The sequence below is a fragment of the Arachidicoccus terrestris genome, assembly GCF_020042345.1.
In the GTDB taxonomy this organism is placed as follows: domain Bacteria; phylum Bacteroidota; class Bacteroidia; order Chitinophagales; family Chitinophagaceae; genus Arachidicoccus; species Arachidicoccus terrestris.
On record NZ_CP083387.1, the window covers coordinates 4,237,858 to 4,257,661 of the forward strand.

Genomic DNA, 19,804 nt, shown 5'->3' on the forward strand with positions numbered 1-19,804 from the left:
TTTAAAGTCGGTTTTTTTAGCGTTTCCGTAAAAATAATCGTTTAAACACCGTTTTTTGTCGGTAAGCGGTAAGCACGGGCTAAGTTACTGGTAAATAAGCGCTAAAGGCCTTCAAGTTCAAGGATCTGCTCAAAAAGCGACTCATATTCCTTTTCTGCTTTATCTAACTGCTTTCTGACTTCGGAATAGCTTTTCTCGAGCTCACTGAATTTTGCGGCTTCCGCATAGGTCTCTGGCAGGGACATTTCCAGTTCAATAGCGGTTTGTTTTCCTTTGAGTGTATCGATAAGTGCCTCTGTTTTCTCCAGCTGCCGCTGATGCCGCTGTAAGTTTTTTTTCTGTTCGCGGTCCAGCTGTGGCTCATTCTGAACTGGCTTTGGTGCAGCTGCCGGTGTAGGTCTGGCCATTTTCACAGGCTGTTCGTCTGTAGGCTCTTCTTTATTCATTTGCTTCTGACGGGCTGCCATTAGTTCTTTCCACTCCATATATTCCGCATAGCTACCCTTAAATTCTTTTATCTGGTAATCCTCTATCTCCCAGATCTTATTGGCCGTTTTTGAGATAAAATACCGGTCATGGCTGACAAAGATCAGGCTGCCTTCATATTTGGTCAGCGCGGTAGCCAGCAAGTCTACTGAATGCATATCCAAGTGGTTCGTCGGCTCATCCAGCATGAGGAAGTTGGATTTACTGGCAATAACCTTTGCCAGCGCTACTCTTGCTTTTTCACCCCCACTCAGGATCTTGATCTTTTTATCTATATCATCTCCGCCGAACATAAAGCCACCCAATAAGCTACGCAGTTCGAGTTCAGTCTTTCCGCTGCCGCATAGCTGCATTTCCTCGATTATAGTATTGTCCAGATTCAGGCTCTCCAGCTGATGTTGCGCATAGAAGCTTTCTTCTACATTATGTCCCCATATGCGCTCTCCTTCAAAAGTCTCTGTATCAGCGATCATTCTCAGAAGCGTCGATTTTCCCTTGCCATTAGCCCCGATAAGTGCGATCTTGTCACCGCGGTCAATTTCAGCACAGGCACCTTGAACAATAATACGATCTCCAAAAGCTTTGGAGACATTTTTTAGGGTGACAAGTATCTTGCCTGGCTGTTTATCGATCTGAAAATTGATTCTTAGATTAGGCCGTTCCATCTCAACCTGTTCAATGCGGTCGATCTTATCCAGTCTTTTCATGGCGGATTGTGCCTGGGCCGCTTTTGTCGCCTTTGCACGGAAACGTTCGATAAATCTTTCCTGCTGCTTTATATATTCTTGTTGGTTTTCGTAGGCCCGCTGCTGCATTTCTATACGGAGCTCCTTTTCCTTCTGATAATATGCATAATCTCCAGTATATATATGTAATTGTTGCTGATATAGTTCAACAATTTTATTCACCATTTTATTCAGGAAGAACTGGTCGTGAGATACGATGACCACACTTCCTTTATAGCCAGACAGGTACTTTTCCAGCCATTCGATAGAGGGTAGGTCCAGGTGGTTCGTCGGCTCATCCAGTAAGAGCACATCTGGTTGTTGCAGAATCATTTTAGCCAACAGGACGCGCATACGCCAGCCTCCGCTAAATGTCTTATAAGGCCGGTCGAGCTCTTCTGTGCTGAAACCCAGACCGTGTAATACTTCTTCGGTGCGGTGCTGAATAGTGTAGCCGTCCAGCACGTCCATTTCGTGAAGATAATCTGTATATTTTTCCAGCAATTTTTCGTCGGAATTATCTTCGAGAACCTGCCCCAGCCGTTCAATTTCCTTTTCCAGAAAGCGAATCCTCTCAAAGGCACCCATGGCGACTTCAAGGATACTTTCCTGTGTATCAAAGCTTAATAAATCCTGATGAAGGTAGCCGATCGTCGTTGACTTACCTCTTTCTACCGTACCGGCTGACGGCTGATATTGACCCACGAGCACTTTTAAAAGGGTCGATTTACCTGTACCATTGTAACCGATCAGACCGATTCTTTCTCCTGGATGAATGTGCCAGGTAGCCTCTGTTACAATAACACGGGCACCAAATTCAAATGTTACATTATTAAATCCGACGAGCATAACTGAATTTTTGTGCTGCAAAAGTAAGCAATTTGCGGCGCTCAAAAAACCAGCCAATGCTTCCGGGCTAAAACTTTACCTTTTGCCCTTATTTTTTGACCATTCCCAACGGTAGCACGGTTTTGCCGTAAGCACCATTTACAATCTCTGCAAGTGCGGTATAAATGGCAGACGCGCCACAGATAATTCCTTCATAGCCTGCAATTTTGGTAAGACTTGCATTACCGGTAAATTCTGCCGCGGATAACAGGAAAAATAAGATGGTCAATGTGCCAAAAACGACTTGAAGTGCGCGGTTGTTTTTAAGTGTCGGAAAAAACATTCCAAAAGTAAACAATCCCCAAAGGAAAAGGTAGTAACCCATAGAGGCCGACATATTCTGTTCTGCATCCCACCATCCTATTTTGGGAAGGACCAAAAGTCCCACCAGTGTGAGCCAGAAGAAGCCATATGAGATAAAGGCGGTGGTGCCGAAAGTATTACCTTTTTTCCATTCCATAATGCCCGCAATAACCTGGGCGATACCTCCATAGAAAATACCCATGGCCAGGATCATACTACTCAGTGGAATACAACCTGCATTATGGATATTGAGCAGCACAGTGGTCATGCCGAAGCCTAAAAGACCCAGTGGTGCGGGATTAGCTGTCTTGTCTACCTGAATAATTTGATTTTCCATTTATTTTTTGCTTAAAAATAACGGAGATTTTCTATATATATAATTATATACATAAGAAACAATCCACATTTATCCCACATTTGCCGTTAGTTTTTAGTCAAACGGGACTTTCCTGGATGTCGGTTCAGTGGAAGATTCTTTAGTTTTTTTAGCTTTTGGGTAACCGGGCAGTCAGGGTCATGTGCCCCCGGTAAATAGCCAGTGCTCATTAGAAATTCACCGGTAATTTCTCCGCCTGTAAACTTAAAAGTCTTTTTAAAGAGCCTGACCCAATCTTCCTTAGGGAGCGGGTGTTGAAGATCCAGCCAGTTTTTAAAAGAACCGTACTCTTTTTGCAGTTGCTGGATAACACCGGCATTGTGGATCACCGCTTGGATTTTTAGCCGGTTGCGGATAATACCCTCATCTTTTAAAAGCCGCTCGATATCCCGGTCTTTATACCGGGCGATTTTGGTGATGTTGTAATTATGGAAGGCTTTTTTAAAGGCGGCTTCCTTTCTTAGGATCGTGGCCCAGGACAGGCCGGCCTGATTGATTTCCAGGATCAGCCTTCCGAAAAGCTCATTATCGTCCTCTAACGGGAAGCCGTAATACTGGTCATGATATATTGTATGGATCAAGTCTTTTTCTTCTTTAATCGCCTGTACAAACTTGCAGTAACTCATAGGAAAAGTTTTAAAAATTGCTTAAATGTAACGGAAATTTCCGGCATAGTTATACCTATTAAAAAAAAGGATATGACTACCCGTTTCGTTTTATCAAACGTTTGTTCTGACTGCACTTGATTCCGTGATTTTGAATTAACTTTACCGCTCACATTCACCCATCAAATTCCTTATTGACTATGAACATGGTTGACTCTTTTGAGAAAATCCCAGTAGAAATTTACAAGACACCAGATGAGGGCTCCCTGGCTGTTGCCAGAGAGATCGCCGATCTGATCCGCAGCAAAGCGGAAAAAAATGAAAAATGTGTACTGGGGCTGGCCACTGGCTCCACCCCCATTCAACTTTATGCTGAGTTGGTACGTATGCATAAAGAAGAAGGGCTAAGTTTCAAAAACGTAGTCTCATTTAACTTGGATGAGTACTATCCGATCAGCAGAGATTCAATTAACAGTTACTGGACATTTATGCATCAGCATTTATTTGACCATGTTGATATTGACCCTGCTAATATCCATATGCCGAACGGTGAACTTGCAAAAGCAGATGTACGTCAGGCATGTGAAGATTATGAAAGCAAGATCGATGCTGCCGGGGGTATTGACTTACAACTATTAGGCCTGGGTCATAACGGTCATATCGGTTTTAATGAGCCGGGATCGAGTTTGTTTTCCAAGACGCGTTTATTAATTCTGGACAACAATACCCGTATTGCCAACTGTAGAGACTTTGTCAACCTGTCTAAAGTGCCCAGGCTGGCTATTACCATGGGGCTGGGTACCATCATGAAATCTAAGAGGATTGTGCTGATGGCTTGGGGAAATAAAGCTCCTACGGTAGTGACCGCAGTCGAAGGCCCAGTTACTGATCAGGTGCCGGCCAGCTATCTGCAGATGCACAATAACTGTACTTTTGTCATTGATGAATTGGCTGCAACTGAACTCACCCGCTTTAAATCGCCTTGGTTGTGTGGCAATGTTGAATGGACCGATGCCCTGGTTCGCAGAGCAGTGGTAGATATGGCGCTTAAAATAGGTAAGCCGATTCTGAGCCTGACCAATAATGATTATAATGAAAACGGTCTGAGTGATTTGCTGGCTGATAATGGAGATGCCTACGAGATCAACTTACAGGTATTCTATATGCTGCGTGATTCTATCACTGGTTGGCCCGGTGGTAAGCCTGGTGAACCCAGAGCTAATCATCCCGAACGTTCCACACCGTATCCAAAGACTTGTTTGATCTTCTCCCCGCATCCTGATGATGACATCATCTCGATGGGTGGGACTTTTATGCGTCTGCACGACCAGGGCCACAACGTTCATGTCGCCTATCAGACCAGCGGTAATATTGCCGTTACAGATGAGTTTGTAACGCGCTTTCTGGATTTCGCAGTAGGCTTTGATCAACTGACCCGTCAGGATGCTTCGACGAGTAACCAGATCCTGAAAGAAGCACAAGACTTTATTGCGACCAAGAAGCCCAATGATATAGATACAGAGATTATCCGGTCCGTCAAAGGTTTGATCCGACGTTGTGAAGCAAAAGCAACTGCTAAATATGTGGGACTGAGCGATGAACAGATTCATTTTATGAATCTGCCTTTCTATGAAACGGGAACCATCGAGAAAAAACCGATGGGCGAAGAGGATATTAAGGTAACTATGGAGTTATTAAGAAAGATTCAGCCACAACAGGTCTATTGCGCCGGAGACCTGGCTGACCCGCATGGAACGCATAAGGTCTGTCTGGATATTATTTTTGAAAGTATGAGAAGGCTAAAGGCGGAAGGTGATGCTTGGGTGAAAGACTGTTGGGTATGGCTGTATAAAGGCGCCTGGCAAGAATGGGATATCGCCGAAATCGAAATGGCAGTGCCTATGAGCCCTGATCAGGTGAAAAAGAAACGTTATGGTATCTTCATTCACCAATCCCAGAAAGATTCTGTTCCTTTTCAGGGTACAGATAGCCGTGAATTCTGGCAAAGGGCGGAGGAACGCAACGCCAATACTGCCAGCTTATATGCACAGCTTGGTCTGACACAATATGCCGCGATGGAAGCTTTTGTCCGCTGGCATTTTTAAGGACAGGCAGATTTAACCGGTCAATATGACGAATATTGCCGGGTGTAAATAAAAAACAAAAGGCACTTCTTTGTTTCAAATAAAATAAAGGAGTGCCTTTATTTATAAAAAGGTTAACCCCCTTTTTTGAAATCTTCGGTTTCCCGATAAAATGAAATTGCTTTATAGAGCGATCTGCCACCGGTTCCTTCGATAAAGGTTTTGATTCAGACATAACAAGATTAATGCCTTGTCCAGCTCTTTTAATTCCAAAGAAACATGAAGAAGTCAGATCTGAGTTTCGGGATCTGGTCACCTCCTGCCCGTTAATCTGAAGCATATAGGCTGTAACCCCACCGGCAAAGCTTTGCCAGGATCTTATAACATTGTCTTGCGGCAGGTCTTGCTGGTCTGCGGCGTTTTTACAAAAGGTCTGCGTTATTTTGTAGAGAATCCTGGCGGCTCCTCATCGATACAAATGGATCATAGTTGGCCTGTTTATTCTCTATACGATTGAATCTGGGGTTACCAGATTGAAAGACGGCTTGACGCTTCTTATGTTAGTGTCAAGGCAATAATTTAATCGCTTTAATTTATCGGGCCTGCTATCGCTTCGGTAGCCCGTTTTGCTGCGGCTTGTTTTTTGGCTGATTTTCGAAAGCTATAAAGCAAGTAGAATAAAGCCGGCAAAATAAAAACACTGCCGATGACAAGGGCCCAGCCCAATGCTTCAAGGGTTTTGGCTTGGCCATGGTGTTCCATCAGGGAAAGGTAGCCGCCTCCTTTTAGCAGAACAATCTTTGGAAAGTGAACATAGGTAACGGATAGCAGGATCATCGTTATCTGAAACCCCGCCAGCACTGGTAGAATCCCAACCTTTCCTTTGCTCAATAAATACCAAAGCAAGATTAAAGATAACGACGCTAAAAGAATACTGATCCGGCCTACCCAGTTACCAAATATCCAATCTTCGAGCGGGATACCCTCATAAATGGCCGCCATGAATACCAGTCCGCCACAGATAAAGGCCGCTATATTAGAAGTCTTTGCCTTTGCGATAAAGCGTCTTTTGTCTTTTTCTCCCGTTGCCTCTCCGATCAAAAATATCGCTGCCAGAAAAGCACAGATCGCTACAGTAAAACAGCCTACAGCAATCGTAAACCAGTCCAGCCAGCTAAATATATAGCCTTCCAGAAAATTGGCTGGCTTGGCGTCTATCTTTCCAGACACGGTACTGCCGGCAATAACTCCCAAAAACAAAGGAGTGATTAAGGAAGACCAAGTAAATATTTTACTATATAAATGCTGCATATCATCTACGACAGCATCGTAATGCCTGAATGCAAAGGCTGTACCCCTGGCGATAATACCTAAAAGCATAATAATAAGCGGAATATGCATTGCGGTGGACATCGTAGCATAAATGGCCGGGAAACCAACAAATAGTATTACGATCGCAATAATCAACCACATATGGTTGGCCTCCCAGATAGGGCCAATAGCTCTATACATTGTTCGTCTGGTACGGTCTTTATTATGAGATCTGGTGAAGAGTTCAAGAATGCCTGCACCAAAATCTGCACCGCCAAAAAGCAGGTAAAACCATAGGGAAATCCAAAGAAAAGATATGACTACATATAACATCATTTGCATTTTAGGAGGTTGTTGAAGAAGTAATGTCATACAATTTGTCAACCATTCTTATCTGCCTGGAAAGCATAAATATGACCACAAACGACAGAGAAATATATACGGCCGTGAATATATAGAAGGTATAAGGAATTCCCGGCATCGGGGTAACAGCCTCTGAGGTTTTCATAATACCGTAGATAATCCACGGCTGCCTGCCAACTTCCGTGACCGTCCATCCCGCTTCTACAGCTATAAATCCCAGGGGTGTTGCCAGGATAAATAGCTTGAGTAACCATCTTTTTTTCTGCCAGCTTTTCTTTTTGACGAGGATCACGAGGTATAGTACTGCTATTAATAGCATAAACATACCTAACGCTACCATGATCTGGAAGGAAATATGCGTAATCATCAGTGGTGGCTGCTCAGCTTCCGGAATCTGATCATAACCTTTCACGGTGGCATTTAAATCATTATAGGCCATATAGCTTAACATGCCGGGAAGTTTAATCGCATATTTGACCTCACCTGAGGCGATATCAGGAATGCCCCCGATAATAAGAGGCGCCGATTTTTCCGTCTTCAGTACGGCTTCCATGGCAGCAAGTTTTGCAGGTTGTAGCTTTGCTACATTTTTGGCTGAAATATCTCCGCTCAGTGGTTGCAATATGGCTGCAACACAAGCAAAGATGGCGGCTATTTTAAAAGCCTTCGCATGGAATAGAATATTTTTCTTCCGGTAGATCATCAGGGCGTGAACACCAGCTACCGCAAAGCCTGTGGCAACGAACGCTGCCACACACATGTGCAATGCCTGCGAAAACCATGCGTCATTGAACATCGCTTTTATAGGATCAATGTTGAGATAGGCCCCGTTTGCAAAATCGAATCCTGTAGGGTTGTTCATCCAGGCATTAGCTGCTACGACCAGAATACCGGATAGCAGGCCGCTGATTCCCACAATCATCCCGGTTGTCCAATGGAACCATTTATTAAACTTGTCCCACCCATACAGGTAAAAACCGAGCGCTATGGCTTCTACAAAGAAAGCTGTTCCTTCCAGGGAAAATGGCATCCCGAAGATAGGCCCCGCATGTTCCATGAAAGTAGGCCACAATAATCCCAGTTCAAAAGAAAGTACAGTGCCTGAAACAGCACCTGTCGCAAAAAATATGGCAACGCCCTTGCTCCATGCACGAGTGATGTTTTTATAGAGTATGTTACCGGTTTTCAGGTAGATAAAATGAGATACGGCCATAAAAAAAGGCATCACCATGCCAATACAAGAGAAAATAATGTGAAAGCCTAGCGATAGGGCCATTTGGGAGCGGGCGGCAATAAAATTATCCATGGCGGAAGGTTTAATCATGAATCCGGAGCCACGGCAAAGCTAACCATTTTGTTTCTAACGTTTGTTTTAAACCGGAAAAGAATGTAAGGAGTTATTTTACCGGGGTCCCCAGGTTGCACATAAAAAGAAAGGTCCGTGGTAGAAACCACAGACCGTCTTCGATTGCTTGCCATATGAAAAAAAGGTGTACTGATAATTCAAAAACTAACTCAAATAATCAGTGTCAAATATCTTTATTGTGAACATCAGCTTTCGCTAATTCGTATTCTCGTCTTTCGTAATTATCTGACCGAATGCTGACAAAAAAGTTTAAAGGAGTTTGATCTTTTTTTGAAGTTTCTTGAGCTTTTTTGATTCATTTAACGTTTATCATTATGCAGCCCTTCCACCTTACAGTTTATTTTAAATCTGGTTCTATTTTCTGGGGATTCTTAGTAACAACGATCGTTTAAATTATTCTACTCTCCATCCTCTTAAAACCGCTCCTAATCACTTTAGTGGCACAAAGATAGGGTGAAAATTGTTACTAAAAAACTAAGAATATGTAAAACTTAATCAAAAAGTAATTTTCGCTTTTTAAACCAATTTGGCGGGCTTTTTAGGATATACTTTCAGAGCTTCCTGAAGGCAATCCATCGCCTTTTCTATTTCACTTGTATTTAGCACATAGGCCAGACGAACTTCATTTTTGCCTAAGCCGGGTGTTGCATAGAAACCAGGCGCAGGAGCCATCATAAGCGTCTGATTCTTATATGAAAATTCTTCCAACAGCCATTTACAAAAATCTTCAGCGTCCTCGACCGGCAGACTTGCCATTGCGTAAAAAGCCCCGCCCGGGTTGGGGCAGTACACGCCTTCCATTGCATTTAAACGCCCCACAAGGGTGTCTCTCCTGTTTTTGTATTCCGCTCTGGTGCCGTCAAAATAATCACTCGGCAATTCAGTTGCCGCTTCTCCCAGAATCTGTGCAAAGCCCGGAGGGCTGAGTCTGGCCTGCGCAAATTTCAGCACCGTTTCCATGACCTCTTTGTTTTTGGTAACCAGTGCGCCCATGCGGGCACCGCAGGCACTATAGCGCTTACTGATCGTGTCGGTCAATATGACATTATTCTCCGCGCCTTTCAGCGTCATAGCACTAATATGAGTCCCTCCGTAGCAAAATTCCCTGTAAGCTTCATCTGCCATTAAGTACAGGTTGTATTTCAAAATAATATCCCTTAAGGTTGTCATTTCATCTGCGCTATATAGATAACCTGTCGGATTATTAGGGTTACAAAGCACGATGGCTTTAGTTTTGTCTGTGATCAGTTTTTCAAAATCACTGACCGGTGGCAAGGCAAAACCATCTTTGATACTGGAAGGTACAGGAACAACTTTTACACCGGCTTCAATAGCGAAACCATTGTAGTTGGCATAAAAAGGCTCCGGAATAATAATCTCGTCTCCTGGGTTTAGGCAAGCCAGAAAACTAAAAAAGATAGCTTCAGAACCGCCGGTCGTAATTAGAATCTCTTCATGATTGACATCGATACCAATACCGTTGTAATAACCAGCAAGTTTTCTGCGATAAGACTCATTGCCGGCACTGTGACTATATTCCAAAACCCGCATATGATTGTGCCGAACGGCGTCCATCGCTGCGGGAGGCGTTTCAATATCGGGTTGGCCGATATTAAGATGATATACATGAATACCGTTTTCTTTAGCCTTTTCTGCGAAAGGCACGAGCTTGCGTATAGGAGAAGCCGGCATCTGGATGCCTCTTTGGCTTATAGATAGACTAGACATATGTTACACTAATTCAATTAGTTATTATTAATCGACGGGGTAGCCCGCCTGGTTGGCGGTACCTGCGGGGCAAAGGTACTACAAAAACTACCTGTCATTCGTTTTTGGGAAGAAAATAGTTGGGGGCGTCAGCATTAATCCAATCCAAGACGCTGTTCTATCAGGTATTTATTACGGTCCGCACCGTTTCTGGCTATCAGTTCTCCGATAAATCCCGCCAGAAAAAGCTGCATCCCGATAATCATCGCCGTCAGTGCCATGAAGAACAACGGACTATTGGTCAGGCCCTGAAAAGGGTGAATGAATTTATTGATGATCAGGGCGATGCTGATCAAAAAGCCGATAAAAAAGCAAAGGCTGCCATAGAGACCAAAAAAGTGCATGGGGCGCTTACCGAAGCGGCTGATAAAAGAAATAGTCCCCAGATCCAAAAAACCGTTGACAAATCTTTCCAACCCGAATTTAGTAACGCCAAATTTACGTGCGCGGTGTTCCACTACTTTTTCGCCAATCTTTCTGAACCCTGCCCATTTGGCGAGCACAGGGATATAGCGGTGCATCTCTCCATAGACCTCGATACTTTTGACAACTTTCTTTTTGTAGGCCTTAAGGCCGCAATTAAAGTCGTGGAGTTTAATGCCAGAACTGCGCCTGGCAGCAGCATTAAAAAGTTTTGATGGCAGGTTTTTGGTCAGTTTATTATCATAGCGTTTTTTCTTCCAGCCACTAATCAGATCATATCCTTGGGCCTGGATCATTTTATAGAGTTCTGGAACCTCGTCAGGGCTATCCTGCAAATCTGCATCCATGGTGATCACCACCTCTCCTATTGCGGCTTTAAACCCTTCATTGAGCGCCGCTGATTTACCGTAATTGCGCTGAAATTTTATACCCTTGAAATTCGTATTGATTCTGGCGATGGATTCAATAACAGCCCAGCTATTATCGGTGCTGCCATCATCTACCATAATTACCTCATATGTGAAATTATTTTCTTTCATGACCCTGGTAATCCAGTCTGCCAGTTCCGGCAGGGATTCGTCTTCATTAAACAGAGGGACAATTACAGATATATTTATCATAAAACGCTTATACTTTCTATCAGGACCGGCTTATTTTAACCGGTATTATTATTTACTGTTGAAACGGAGAACTGTTGGCCGGCATTTTCTTGGAAAATGCAGCGCCGAGCAGTGCACCGATGAGGCCTAAGATCGCATAGGTTAAAAGAGTGCCGCCTATAGCAAATGTCATAAAATACTTTTTAGTTATTTCCAGGCCCTTGCTAAGCTGCTCTTCTGAATACCCTTTTTTCAATCCTTCTGTTCTCTGCATCTGCATCATCGTCTCCTGCATATCGGGAAATATGACCTTATACATCAATACGACCCATATGATCATAATCAAGGTCACAATGGCCGACACTTTAAACCCATGTGCAAAGAGGTTGCCAAAAGTTACCTGTCCGTCATGTTCTTTGCTATACTGAATGGTAATGTAGATAATGGCCACCACAAAGATAGCTATACCAATCCAGCCCATGGAGGGGTTTTGGTCTTGCCCGGTAAAATGAAAAATCAAATTGAGCACAATCAGGATCAATGCGATGATGATACCTTTTTCCCAGAGTTTCCCTTTGTTCTTTTCCATGGAAGTTTTTTTAGTTTTTGTGAATTTGATTACAAGATACAGTAGCCAGCACTTTTCCCTTTAATTTTTTGCCAAAGTAAGGGCTGTTGCTTGCCTTGCTTTTATTGTCTTCTTTGGTAAAAGTACTGCTTTTACCCGGATGGAAAATGGTTAAATCCGCTGTTTCTCCTGTTTTTAAGCTCAGTTCCGGCAGTCCAAAGACGGTTCTGGCCTTCAGACTTAAAAGTTCTGCAATCCGTTCGGGGCTTAATTCAGGAAGGGCATGCATCAGCGCACTGTAAGTAGTCTGCAATCCAATCATGCCGTTTTTTGCATATTCAAATTCACGAACCTTATCGTCAAAATGTTGTGGAAAATGCTGTGTAGCGATAAGGTCGATATTCCCATTTTTGACGCCTTCTCTCAGCGCATCTCTGTCTGCTTTTGTTCTGAGCGGCGGATTGAGCTTGAGATTGGTGTCATAATCCTTCAAGTCTTCATCTGTGAAAAGCAAATGATGAGGCGTTACACTACAGGTGATGCGAAGCCCCTCTTTTTTGGCGGCTGCAATCAGCGCCACGGACTTAGCTGAAGAAATGCCCGTAAAATGAAGCTTGCTTTCTGTATAGCGAACGAGCTCAATATCTCTTTGGATCATTAATTCTTCCGCAATGGCCGGCAGTCCCGGCAGTCCCAATCTTGTAGACACCAGGCCTTCATTGATCAACCCAAAAGTGCCGATGCTTCTATCAAAGGGCATCTGTATTAAGATACCGTCATTGGCTTTAATATATTGCAGTGCCTTCAGTAATAGCCCCGCTGATTGCAAAGGCAGCTTTCCATCAGAGTACGCAATAGCACCGCTATCCCCCATATCATACATTTCAGACAGTTCTTTTCCTTCCAGGCCTTTGGAGACGGCCCCTACCGGATAGAGACTGACGGGTAATCTGGCCGATTTATCTATAATATAACTCACTTGGGATTTATTGTCCACTACCGGTGAAGTCGAGGGCAGTAAAAAGACATGTGTGAATCCACCTGCAAAGGCAGCTGCCGCTCCTGTTGTAAGATCCTCTTTAAACTCATAACCGGGATCTGCAAAATCAGAAAAAATTTCTACCCATCCCGGGCTAATATAGCCGCCTTCAGCATCCAGTACATCCACTTTTTCACTGTCTTTTAGAGAAATTGTCTCAGCGATCTGATCGATCTTACCGTTCCTGATTAATATCTCTCCATAAGAAAGCCCTTTATATACATTTTTGGGGAAATTCAGATTCTTGATGAGGATGTCCATAATTGCAAGTAGAAATTTAACGCAATATACAAGCTAATTTGAAAAAATGAAGGCATAAAAAAGCCATCAGGTGTATTTTGATGGCTTTTTTGTGAATTATGTCAGGCCTAGATCAGCTCTTTTAACTGATCAATGACCTGATCTACTTCCTCCAGGGTATTGTATTTGGAGAAAGAAAACCGGACGGGAACGATCTTTTTGTCAGGATAGATGCTGTGAATGACATGCGAACCCACACTTGCACCACTGGAACACGCACTACCTCCTGAAACACAGATATTGTGGATATCCAGGTTAAAGAGCAGCATTTCTGATTTTTCTGTTTCCGGGAATCCAACGTTGAGCACAGTATACAGGCATCTGCCCTTGGCATCTCCGTTAAATTGGATTCCTTCAAATTCCTTTTCCAGCCGACCCATCATGTGGTCTTTAAGCCCCTGAATATGTTTACTTTCTGCATCGTAGTGTTCCGTAGCCATTTCCAATGCTTTGGCGAATCCGACAATCCCGTAAATATTTTCCGTGCCGGCACGCATATTGCGCTCCTGAGCACCGCCTTCAATAAATGGATGGATTTTAATATCTTCATTTACATAGAGAACACCCACTCCCTTGGGGCCATGGAACTTATGGCCGGCCGCCGAGATAAAATCTACGTTAAACTTTTTAAGGTCCAATGGGTAGTGACCTACGGTCTGAACGGTGTCACAGTGAAAGACCGCTTTGTATTGCTGACAGAGTTCTCCTACAGCTTCAATGTGCAGTAGGTTTCCGATTTCGTTATTAGCATGCATAAGTGTTACCAGCGTCTTTTCTTCGGAACCCGCCAGCAGTGCTTCCAGGCTGGCCAGGTCAATATGTCCGTCTTGTAGAATACGCACATATTCAAGTGTGACTTCTCCTCTTCTTTTAAGGGCTTCTGTACAATGCATCGTTGCATGGTGTTCAAGCGGAGACGTAATGATCCTCGTGCATCCCAGGTCTCTTACCGCTGCTGTGATTGCTGTATTGGTACTTTCTGTCCCTCCACTGGTAAAAAATACTTCCGATGGGTGTACTCCCAGGATTTTGGCGACTGATTTACGGGCATTCTCTACTGCGAGCCTGGTTTCACGCCCATAGCTGTAGATTGAGGATGGATTGCCAAAATGGGTAGTAAGATAAGGCAACATTGCATCCAGCACTTCCTTATCCAGAGCGGTAGTGGCTGCATTGTCAAAATAAATACGCTTGGTCATTTTCTTCTTAGTATTAATACATTATAGCTAACTAAAAAGCGTACAACTTAATTGTACGCTCTAAAATTATTTTGCAAAGATACTGGCTATTAGTATATAAATCAGCCATATTTTCCGGAACCGCCTGATTCGCCGCGGGCAGGCTTAGACTGGAACACCACCTCACATAGCTTCTTTTATATCTTGCATGATGCGTTTAGCAATATTTTCTGCAGTTGTCGGAGAGGAGCTTTCCGCATAGATACGCACGATCGGTTCAGTATTACTTGTTCGCAGATGCACCCAATCCTTATCAAATTCAATTTTTAGCCCGTCTTCCTGATTGATCGGGTTATTTTTGTATTTGGTCTTGATCTGGTCGAAAATGCGGGATACATCGATGCCGTTTTCCAGCTCAATTTTATTTTTAGAGATAAAATAATTCGGATACTGGATTCGCAACTGGTGTACGCTTTTTCGTTCTGTCATCATAGAAAGGAACAGCGCAATGCCGATCAGGGCGTCTCTCCCATAATGCAGGTCGGGCATAATTACACCGCCGTTACCTTCACCGCCAATTACCGCATTCACTTCTTTCATCTTCTTTACTACATTCACTTCACCTACTGCGCTGGCAAAATACTGCCCCCCCGCTTTCTCGGTTACATCGCGCAGTGCCCTGGTGGAGGACATGTTGCTGACGGTATTGCCTTTTTTGTGTTGCAATACATAGTCAGCAATAGCCACCAATGTATATTCTTCACCAAATAAAGAGCCGTCTTCGCTGACAAAGCACAACCGATCCACGTCCGGATCCACGGCAATCCCTAAATCAGCTTTTTGTTGTTTTACCTCGTTACGAAGGCTGTTCAGATGCTCAGGGAGTGGCTCCGGATTATGGGCAAACTTACCGTTTACCTCTTCGTTGAGAATAAAGATATCGCTCTCGTTGACACCCAATGCTTTTAAAAGCTCAGGAACAGCTATAGCGCCAGTACTGTTAATAGCATCTACGACAATTCGGAAACCTCTTTCTTTGATAGCATCCGGTTTTACAAGCGGATGTTTGGTGATCACATCAATATGTTTGGCCAGTACGGTTTCGTTAATGGCATAGCTCCCCAGTTTATCGACACCGACAAAATTAAAATCATCCTTTTCAACCATTTCCAGAATGGCAGCGCCATCAGCACCGCTGATAAATTCTCCATCCTGATTCAATAGTTTCAGCGCATTCCATTCTTTGGGGTTGTGACTGGCCGTCAGGATTATGCCACCTGCCGCATCTTCAAATTTTACAGCCATTTCTACTGTGGGAGTTGTACTTAATCCTACATCGATCACGTCCAGGCCTACAGCATTTAGTGTGGATACTACAAGGCGTTGCACCATTTCTCCACTAATCCGGCCATCTCTGCCTACGACGATTTTACTATTGGTTTCATTATTTTGCTTGATCCATGTTCCATAAGCAGCTGCAAATTTGACGACATCTAAAGGGCTCAAGGTCTCTCCGGGTTTTCCGCCGATAGTGCCGCGGATCCCTGAAATACTTTTAATTAAGGGCATAATGCTTTGTTGAATTGTAAGTTGATCTATTATAGGTGTACAAACGTAGGTCCAAAATTAGCATCCATTTTTCTTTTTGAAAAATCACTCATCAGTTCTTAACCTGGAATTTGCCGCTTTCCAAAATAGCGCCACCGGCACTTCTAAGCTGATAAACATACAGTCCCCGATAGTATTTATCCAGGGTGATTTTCAGGATCTGGCCGGTTATTGTCAGTTCCTCCATTTTTTTTCCTGTGAAGCTAAAGACAAAGAGTCTGGCATCTTTAGGAACAGATTTGTCAAACTTAAAATTAATATAGGAAATAGCTGGATTGGGATAACAAGTGATATGCTTTTCAGCAACACCTTCAGTTACATCGCTCAAATCCATGTTAAAAGGGTCGATCGCATATGGAGAATATATAGAAGCAAACCTGGAAGCATTGCTGCCAGTCGCGTGCAGACTGGCAGCTGCAGCGCGGTTCATGGAGCCGGTTAACAGCAGGAATGCTGCTACCACAGCTGCGATGAAAGCAGACAGGGTATATCCTGTTAAACGGCGTCTTAATTTGCTAAGTAAAATTTTATCCATTCCCCAAATTGTTAAGCAAAGTTAATACATTTTGTGCCATTTAAGTCAGCAGAAGGGTTAATAATTGTAAAAATCCCGTCTAGCGTTCTTCAAAGCCGCGCAGCCGGCTTTTTACCTGAGATAATTCAGATTGCAGCCTTTCCATCTTCTGTAATAAATGGGCGATGGCATCCAGCCCTTCCATATTGATATTGAGATCATAATGGAGGTGAATCCATTTTTCCACTTCCTTGATTCGTTCGACTTCTATGGAGGGTGTTTGCTCCACTTGAATTAAGGTAACAAGCCCATACTCCTGTAGCAATTCAAAAAAATGTATATCTGTCTGATAATGTGTGCATAGATGCATAACCGGTATGGTTTCTATTTGATTACTTGCTTCCATGAGGATTGATTTTTGCCAGTTGGGTAAATAAGTCTTTTTCCTGTTCGGTCAGCTGGGTTGGAATCAGAACTTTATAAGTAATATATAAATCTCCGAATGTCCCTTCTTTTTTATACACCGCAAACCCCTTGCCGGCTAATTTCACTTTAGTGCCGTTCTGAGTTTCAGGTTTTATTTTCAGTTTGACCTGACCATCCATGGTATTAACCAGTATTTCTCCCCCTAAAACTGCCGTGTATAAAGGGATTTCCTGCGTGGCATAGAGGTCATGGTCTCGTCTTTGAAAATGCGGATCCGGATGGATCTTAAATGTGATATAGAGGTCACCTGCAGGACCACCGTTAATGCCGGGGCTGCCGTGTCCTTTCAGACGGATGATCTGCCCGTCCTCAACGCCAGCCGGTATTGTGATCCTGATATTTTTACCATTTACAGTGAATACTTGTTTATGGGTTTGGTAGGCTTGTTTTAACGCCAGTGGGAATTCTGCTTGAATATCCTGGCCCCTGAAACCCCGCTGCTGTCTGGAGCCTTGGGCCCGGCCGGTACTTCCCCCTCCACCAAACATAGAGGAGAAAAAGTCCGAAAAATCATAGTCATCAAAGCCGGCGCCCTGTCCCTCGCTGAACCCGCCGGTAAAGCCACCTGCCTGCCCACTGTTGCCTCGCCCCTGTTGGCTACGTGCTCTTTCATAGGCCTCGCTTTCCTTCCAGTTTTTACCGTATTGATCGTATTTTTTGCGTTTTTCCGGGTCGCTAAGCACTTCATGGGCTTCATTGATCTCCTGAAACCGCTTTTTAGCATTGTCATCATCGGGATTCAGGTCCGGGTGATATTTTCTGGCCAGCTTCCGATAGGCTTTTTTAATATCATCAGAAGATGCCCCCTTCTCCAATCCCAGAATTTTGTAATAGTCGATATATTCCATATGATTGATATCTATAGGCTCTTCTTTGTAATTACAGGAAGAGCAGTTTTTGCCTTAATAACTTTAGTGACTCTAATGTATAATAATTTTATAAAAGAGCCTAACTGCAATCGTCAAAAAAGGGTTATTTGGAAAGAATTTATCAGTTGAATAGGCTCAGCTGAGATACTATAAGCAATTTGTTTTAATAATGTAGAAAGCGGGTGATTTCATCATTTTACTGATTGAAATCACCCGCTTTGTGATTGTTTGAGACAATGATATCTGTATCAGTTATTGTCTTTAATTATACATTTCTGTTCTCAGGTCTTTAACGCGGTTATCCTGCAGATATTCATCGAACGTCATCAGACGGTCGATGATGCCCTTAGGTGTCAATTCAATGACTCTGTTGGCCACCGTTTCCATAAATGTGTGGTCATGTGAAGTGAGCAGGACAACGCCCGGAAAGTTGATACAGCTTTCATTGAAACTCTGGATGCTTTCCAGGTCCAGATGGTTGGTGGGTTGGTCCAGGATGATCACATTGGGGTTCTGGAGCATCATTCTTGAGACCATACATCTTACTTTCTCCCCTCCGCTAAGGACATCTGTCTTTTTCAGGATGTCATCTCCTGCAAATAACATTTTACCAAAAAAGCCTCTTAAGAAAGGTTCATCTGCTTCGGTGACATGTGCTGGAACGTATTGACGTAACCAGTCCAGCAGCGGCAAACCCTTTTCAAAATACTTACCGTTTTCAATAGGCAGATAAGCCTTGGTAATAGTGGTACCCCACTGAAACTGGCCTTTATCGGCCTTGACTTCATCGTTTATAATATCAAAGAAGGCAGACACAGCCATCGGGTCTTTACTCAAAAAGGCGATCTTCTCCCCTTTCTTGATATCGAAAGTCACTTTGTCAAACAGTGTGCGACCCTCAACAGCCTTACTCAGGTTCTCAACATGTAAAATCTCATTACCGACTTCACGAAGTGGCTGGAAGATAATTCCGGGGTATTTTCTGTTGGATGGTTCGATTTCTTCGATGGTCAGTTTTTCCAGGGCCTTTTTTCTGGATGTCGCCTGTTTTGATTTAGATGCATTGGCACTGAATCGGGCTATAAAGTCCAGCAAGTCCTTGCGCTTGTCTTCCATTTTCTTATTCTTATCAGCAATCTGCCTCGCCATCAGCTGAGAACTCTCATACCAGAAAGAATAGTTACCGGTGTAAACCTTGATTTTCTGCCTGTCCACATCTGCTACATGGGTACATACAGCATCCAGAAAGTGGCGGTCATGGGAAACGACCAGGACGATGTTCTGGTAATCGGCCAGGAAGTTTTCAAGCCAGCCGATGGTTTCAATATCCAGACCATTGGTCGGCTCGTCCAGCAGCAGGATATCCGGATTACCAAATAATGCTTGTGCCAGCAGGACCCGGACTTTCATGTTGGAAGGGATATCGCGCATATACATCTGATGCATATCATCTTTGATCCCCAGGGAACTCAAAAAGTTAGCAGCGTTGCTTTCCGATTCATAGCCACCCATTTCCCCAAATTCAGCTTCCAGTTCACCGGCTTTCATGTAATCATCTTCGGTGGCGTCCGGATCCGCATAGATGGCGTCCTTTTTGTGCATGATATCCCACATTTTCTTGTGGCCCATGAGTACCGTATTCAGAACTGTTTCATTATCAAACTCAAATTGGTTCTGCTTTAAAAAGGAGAGCCGCTCGCCGGGCGTGATTTCAACATGGCCCTTGTTGGGTTCTATCTCTCCGCTGAGGATTTTCAGGAAGGTCGATTTTCCCGCACCGTTGGCCCCGATGACCCCGTAACAGTTACCTTTAATGAAATTAATATTTACTTCGTCAAAAAGAACCCTTTTGCCATAAGCCAGGGTGATATTTCTTGCGCTAATCATTGCCGTTTCTGCTTATAATTTTTGAGCGGCAAAGGTACTAAGAATTCACCAAAGCTAAA

General features: G+C 43.6%; 16 protein-coding genes. 1 reads left to right on the top strand and 15 read right to left on the bottom strand.

The window, feature by feature from the left end:
• Window positions 1-101: 101 nt before the first annotated feature.
• From abc-f to K9M52_RS16520, 3 genes are all read right to left on the bottom strand, one after another.
• Window positions 102-2,060: a ribosomal protection-like ABC-F family protein gene (gene abc-f / locus K9M52_RS16510; RefSeq protein WP_224069539.1), complete on the bottom strand. Its 1,959-nt coding sequence runs from the start codon at window positions 2,058-2,060 to the stop codon at window positions 102-104.
• Between the two features lie 88 nt (window positions 2,061-2,148).
• On the bottom strand, window positions 2,149-2,739 hold the full coding sequence (locus K9M52_RS16515) for an acetate uptake transporter (RefSeq protein WP_224069540.1): 591 nt from the start codon (window positions 2,737-2,739) through the stop codon (window positions 2,149-2,151).
• Between the two features lie 86 nt (window positions 2,740-2,825).
• Window positions 2,826-3,404, bottom strand: coding sequence for a DNA-3-methyladenine glycosylase I (locus K9M52_RS16520; protein ID WP_224069541.1), 579 nt, complete (start codon window positions 3,402-3,404; stop codon window positions 2,826-2,828).
• Between the two features lie 179 nt (window positions 3,405-3,583).
• Between K9M52_RS16520 and nagB the strand changes: the two genes are divergently transcribed.
• Entirely contained in the window at window positions 3,584-5,488 is a 1,905-nt protein-coding gene (gene nagB, locus K9M52_RS16525) for a glucosamine-6-phosphate deaminase (RefSeq protein ID WP_224069542.1), read from the top strand.
• A gap of 567 nt (window positions 5,489-6,055) precedes the next feature.
• Here the strand turns inward: nagB and K9M52_RS16530 are convergent.
• From K9M52_RS16530 to K9M52_RS16585, 12 genes are all read right to left on the bottom strand, one after another.
• A complete protein-coding gene (locus K9M52_RS16530; RefSeq protein ID WP_224069543.1) occupies window positions 6,056-7,120 on the bottom strand; it encodes a cytochrome d ubiquinol oxidase subunit II in 1,065 nt (354 codons plus the stop codon).
• Between the two features lies 1 nt (window position 7,121).
• Complete coding sequence (locus K9M52_RS16535; protein ID WP_224069544.1) at window positions 7,122-8,447, bottom strand: cytochrome ubiquinol oxidase subunit I; 1,326 nt, start codon at window positions 8,445-8,447, stop codon at window positions 7,122-7,124.
• A gap of 576 nt (window positions 8,448-9,023) precedes the next feature.
• On the bottom strand, window positions 9,024-10,235 hold the full coding sequence (locus K9M52_RS16540) for a pyridoxal phosphate-dependent aminotransferase (RefSeq protein WP_224069545.1): 1,212 nt from the start codon (window positions 10,233-10,235) through the stop codon (window positions 9,024-9,026).
• A gap of 134 nt (window positions 10,236-10,369) precedes the next feature.
• Window positions 10,370-11,317: a glycosyltransferase family 2 protein gene (locus tag K9M52_RS16545; RefSeq protein ID WP_224069546.1), complete on the bottom strand. Its 948-nt coding sequence runs from the start codon at window positions 11,315-11,317 to the stop codon at window positions 10,370-10,372.
• 52 nt (window positions 11,318-11,369) lie between these two features.
• Window positions 11,370-11,885, bottom strand: coding sequence for a DUF4199 domain-containing protein (locus K9M52_RS16550; protein ID WP_224069547.1), 516 nt, complete (start codon window positions 11,883-11,885; stop codon window positions 11,370-11,372).
• 10 nt (window positions 11,886-11,895) lie between these two features.
• Window positions 11,896-13,164 (bottom strand): dihydroorotase, encoded by a 1,269-nt coding sequence (locus K9M52_RS16555; RefSeq protein ID WP_224069548.1) that lies wholly within the window; start codon window positions 13,162-13,164, stop codon window positions 11,896-11,898.
• 107 nt (window positions 13,165-13,271) lie between these two features.
• Complete coding sequence (locus tag K9M52_RS16560) at window positions 13,272-14,402, bottom strand: cysteine desulfurase family protein (protein WP_224069549.1); 1,131 nt, start codon at window positions 14,400-14,402, stop codon at window positions 13,272-13,274.
• Between the two features lie 162 nt (window positions 14,403-14,564).
• The gene (gene glmM / locus K9M52_RS16565) at window positions 14,565-15,950 is read right to left on the bottom strand and encodes a phosphoglucosamine mutase (RefSeq protein WP_224069550.1); all 1,386 of its coding nucleotides are present in this window, start codon (window positions 15,948-15,950) and stop codon (window positions 14,565-14,567) included.
• 91 nt (window positions 15,951-16,041) lie between these two features.
• The gene (locus K9M52_RS16570; RefSeq protein WP_224069551.1) at window positions 16,042-16,524 is read right to left on the bottom strand and encodes a T9SS type A sorting domain-containing protein; all 483 of its coding nucleotides are present in this window, start codon (window positions 16,522-16,524) and stop codon (window positions 16,042-16,044) included.
• Window positions 16,525-16,603: 79 nt separating this feature from the next.
• Window positions 16,604-16,909: a chaperone modulator CbpM gene (locus K9M52_RS16575; RefSeq protein WP_224069552.1), complete on the bottom strand. Its 306-nt coding sequence runs from the start codon at window positions 16,907-16,909 to the stop codon at window positions 16,604-16,606.
• Window positions 16,896-17,837, bottom strand: a complete 942-nt coding sequence (locus K9M52_RS16580) for a DnaJ C-terminal domain-containing protein (RefSeq protein WP_224069553.1) — start codon at window positions 17,835-17,837, stop codon at window positions 16,896-16,898. Before K9M52_RS16580 ends, K9M52_RS16575 begins: the two co-directional genes overlap by 14 nt.
• A 282-nt stretch (window positions 17,838-18,119) precedes the next feature.
• Window positions 18,120-19,745: an ABC-F family ATP-binding cassette domain-containing protein gene (locus K9M52_RS16585; protein ID WP_224069554.1), complete on the bottom strand. Its 1,626-nt coding sequence runs from the start codon at window positions 19,743-19,745 to the stop codon at window positions 18,120-18,122.
• Window positions 19,746-19,804: the final 59 nt, after the last annotated feature.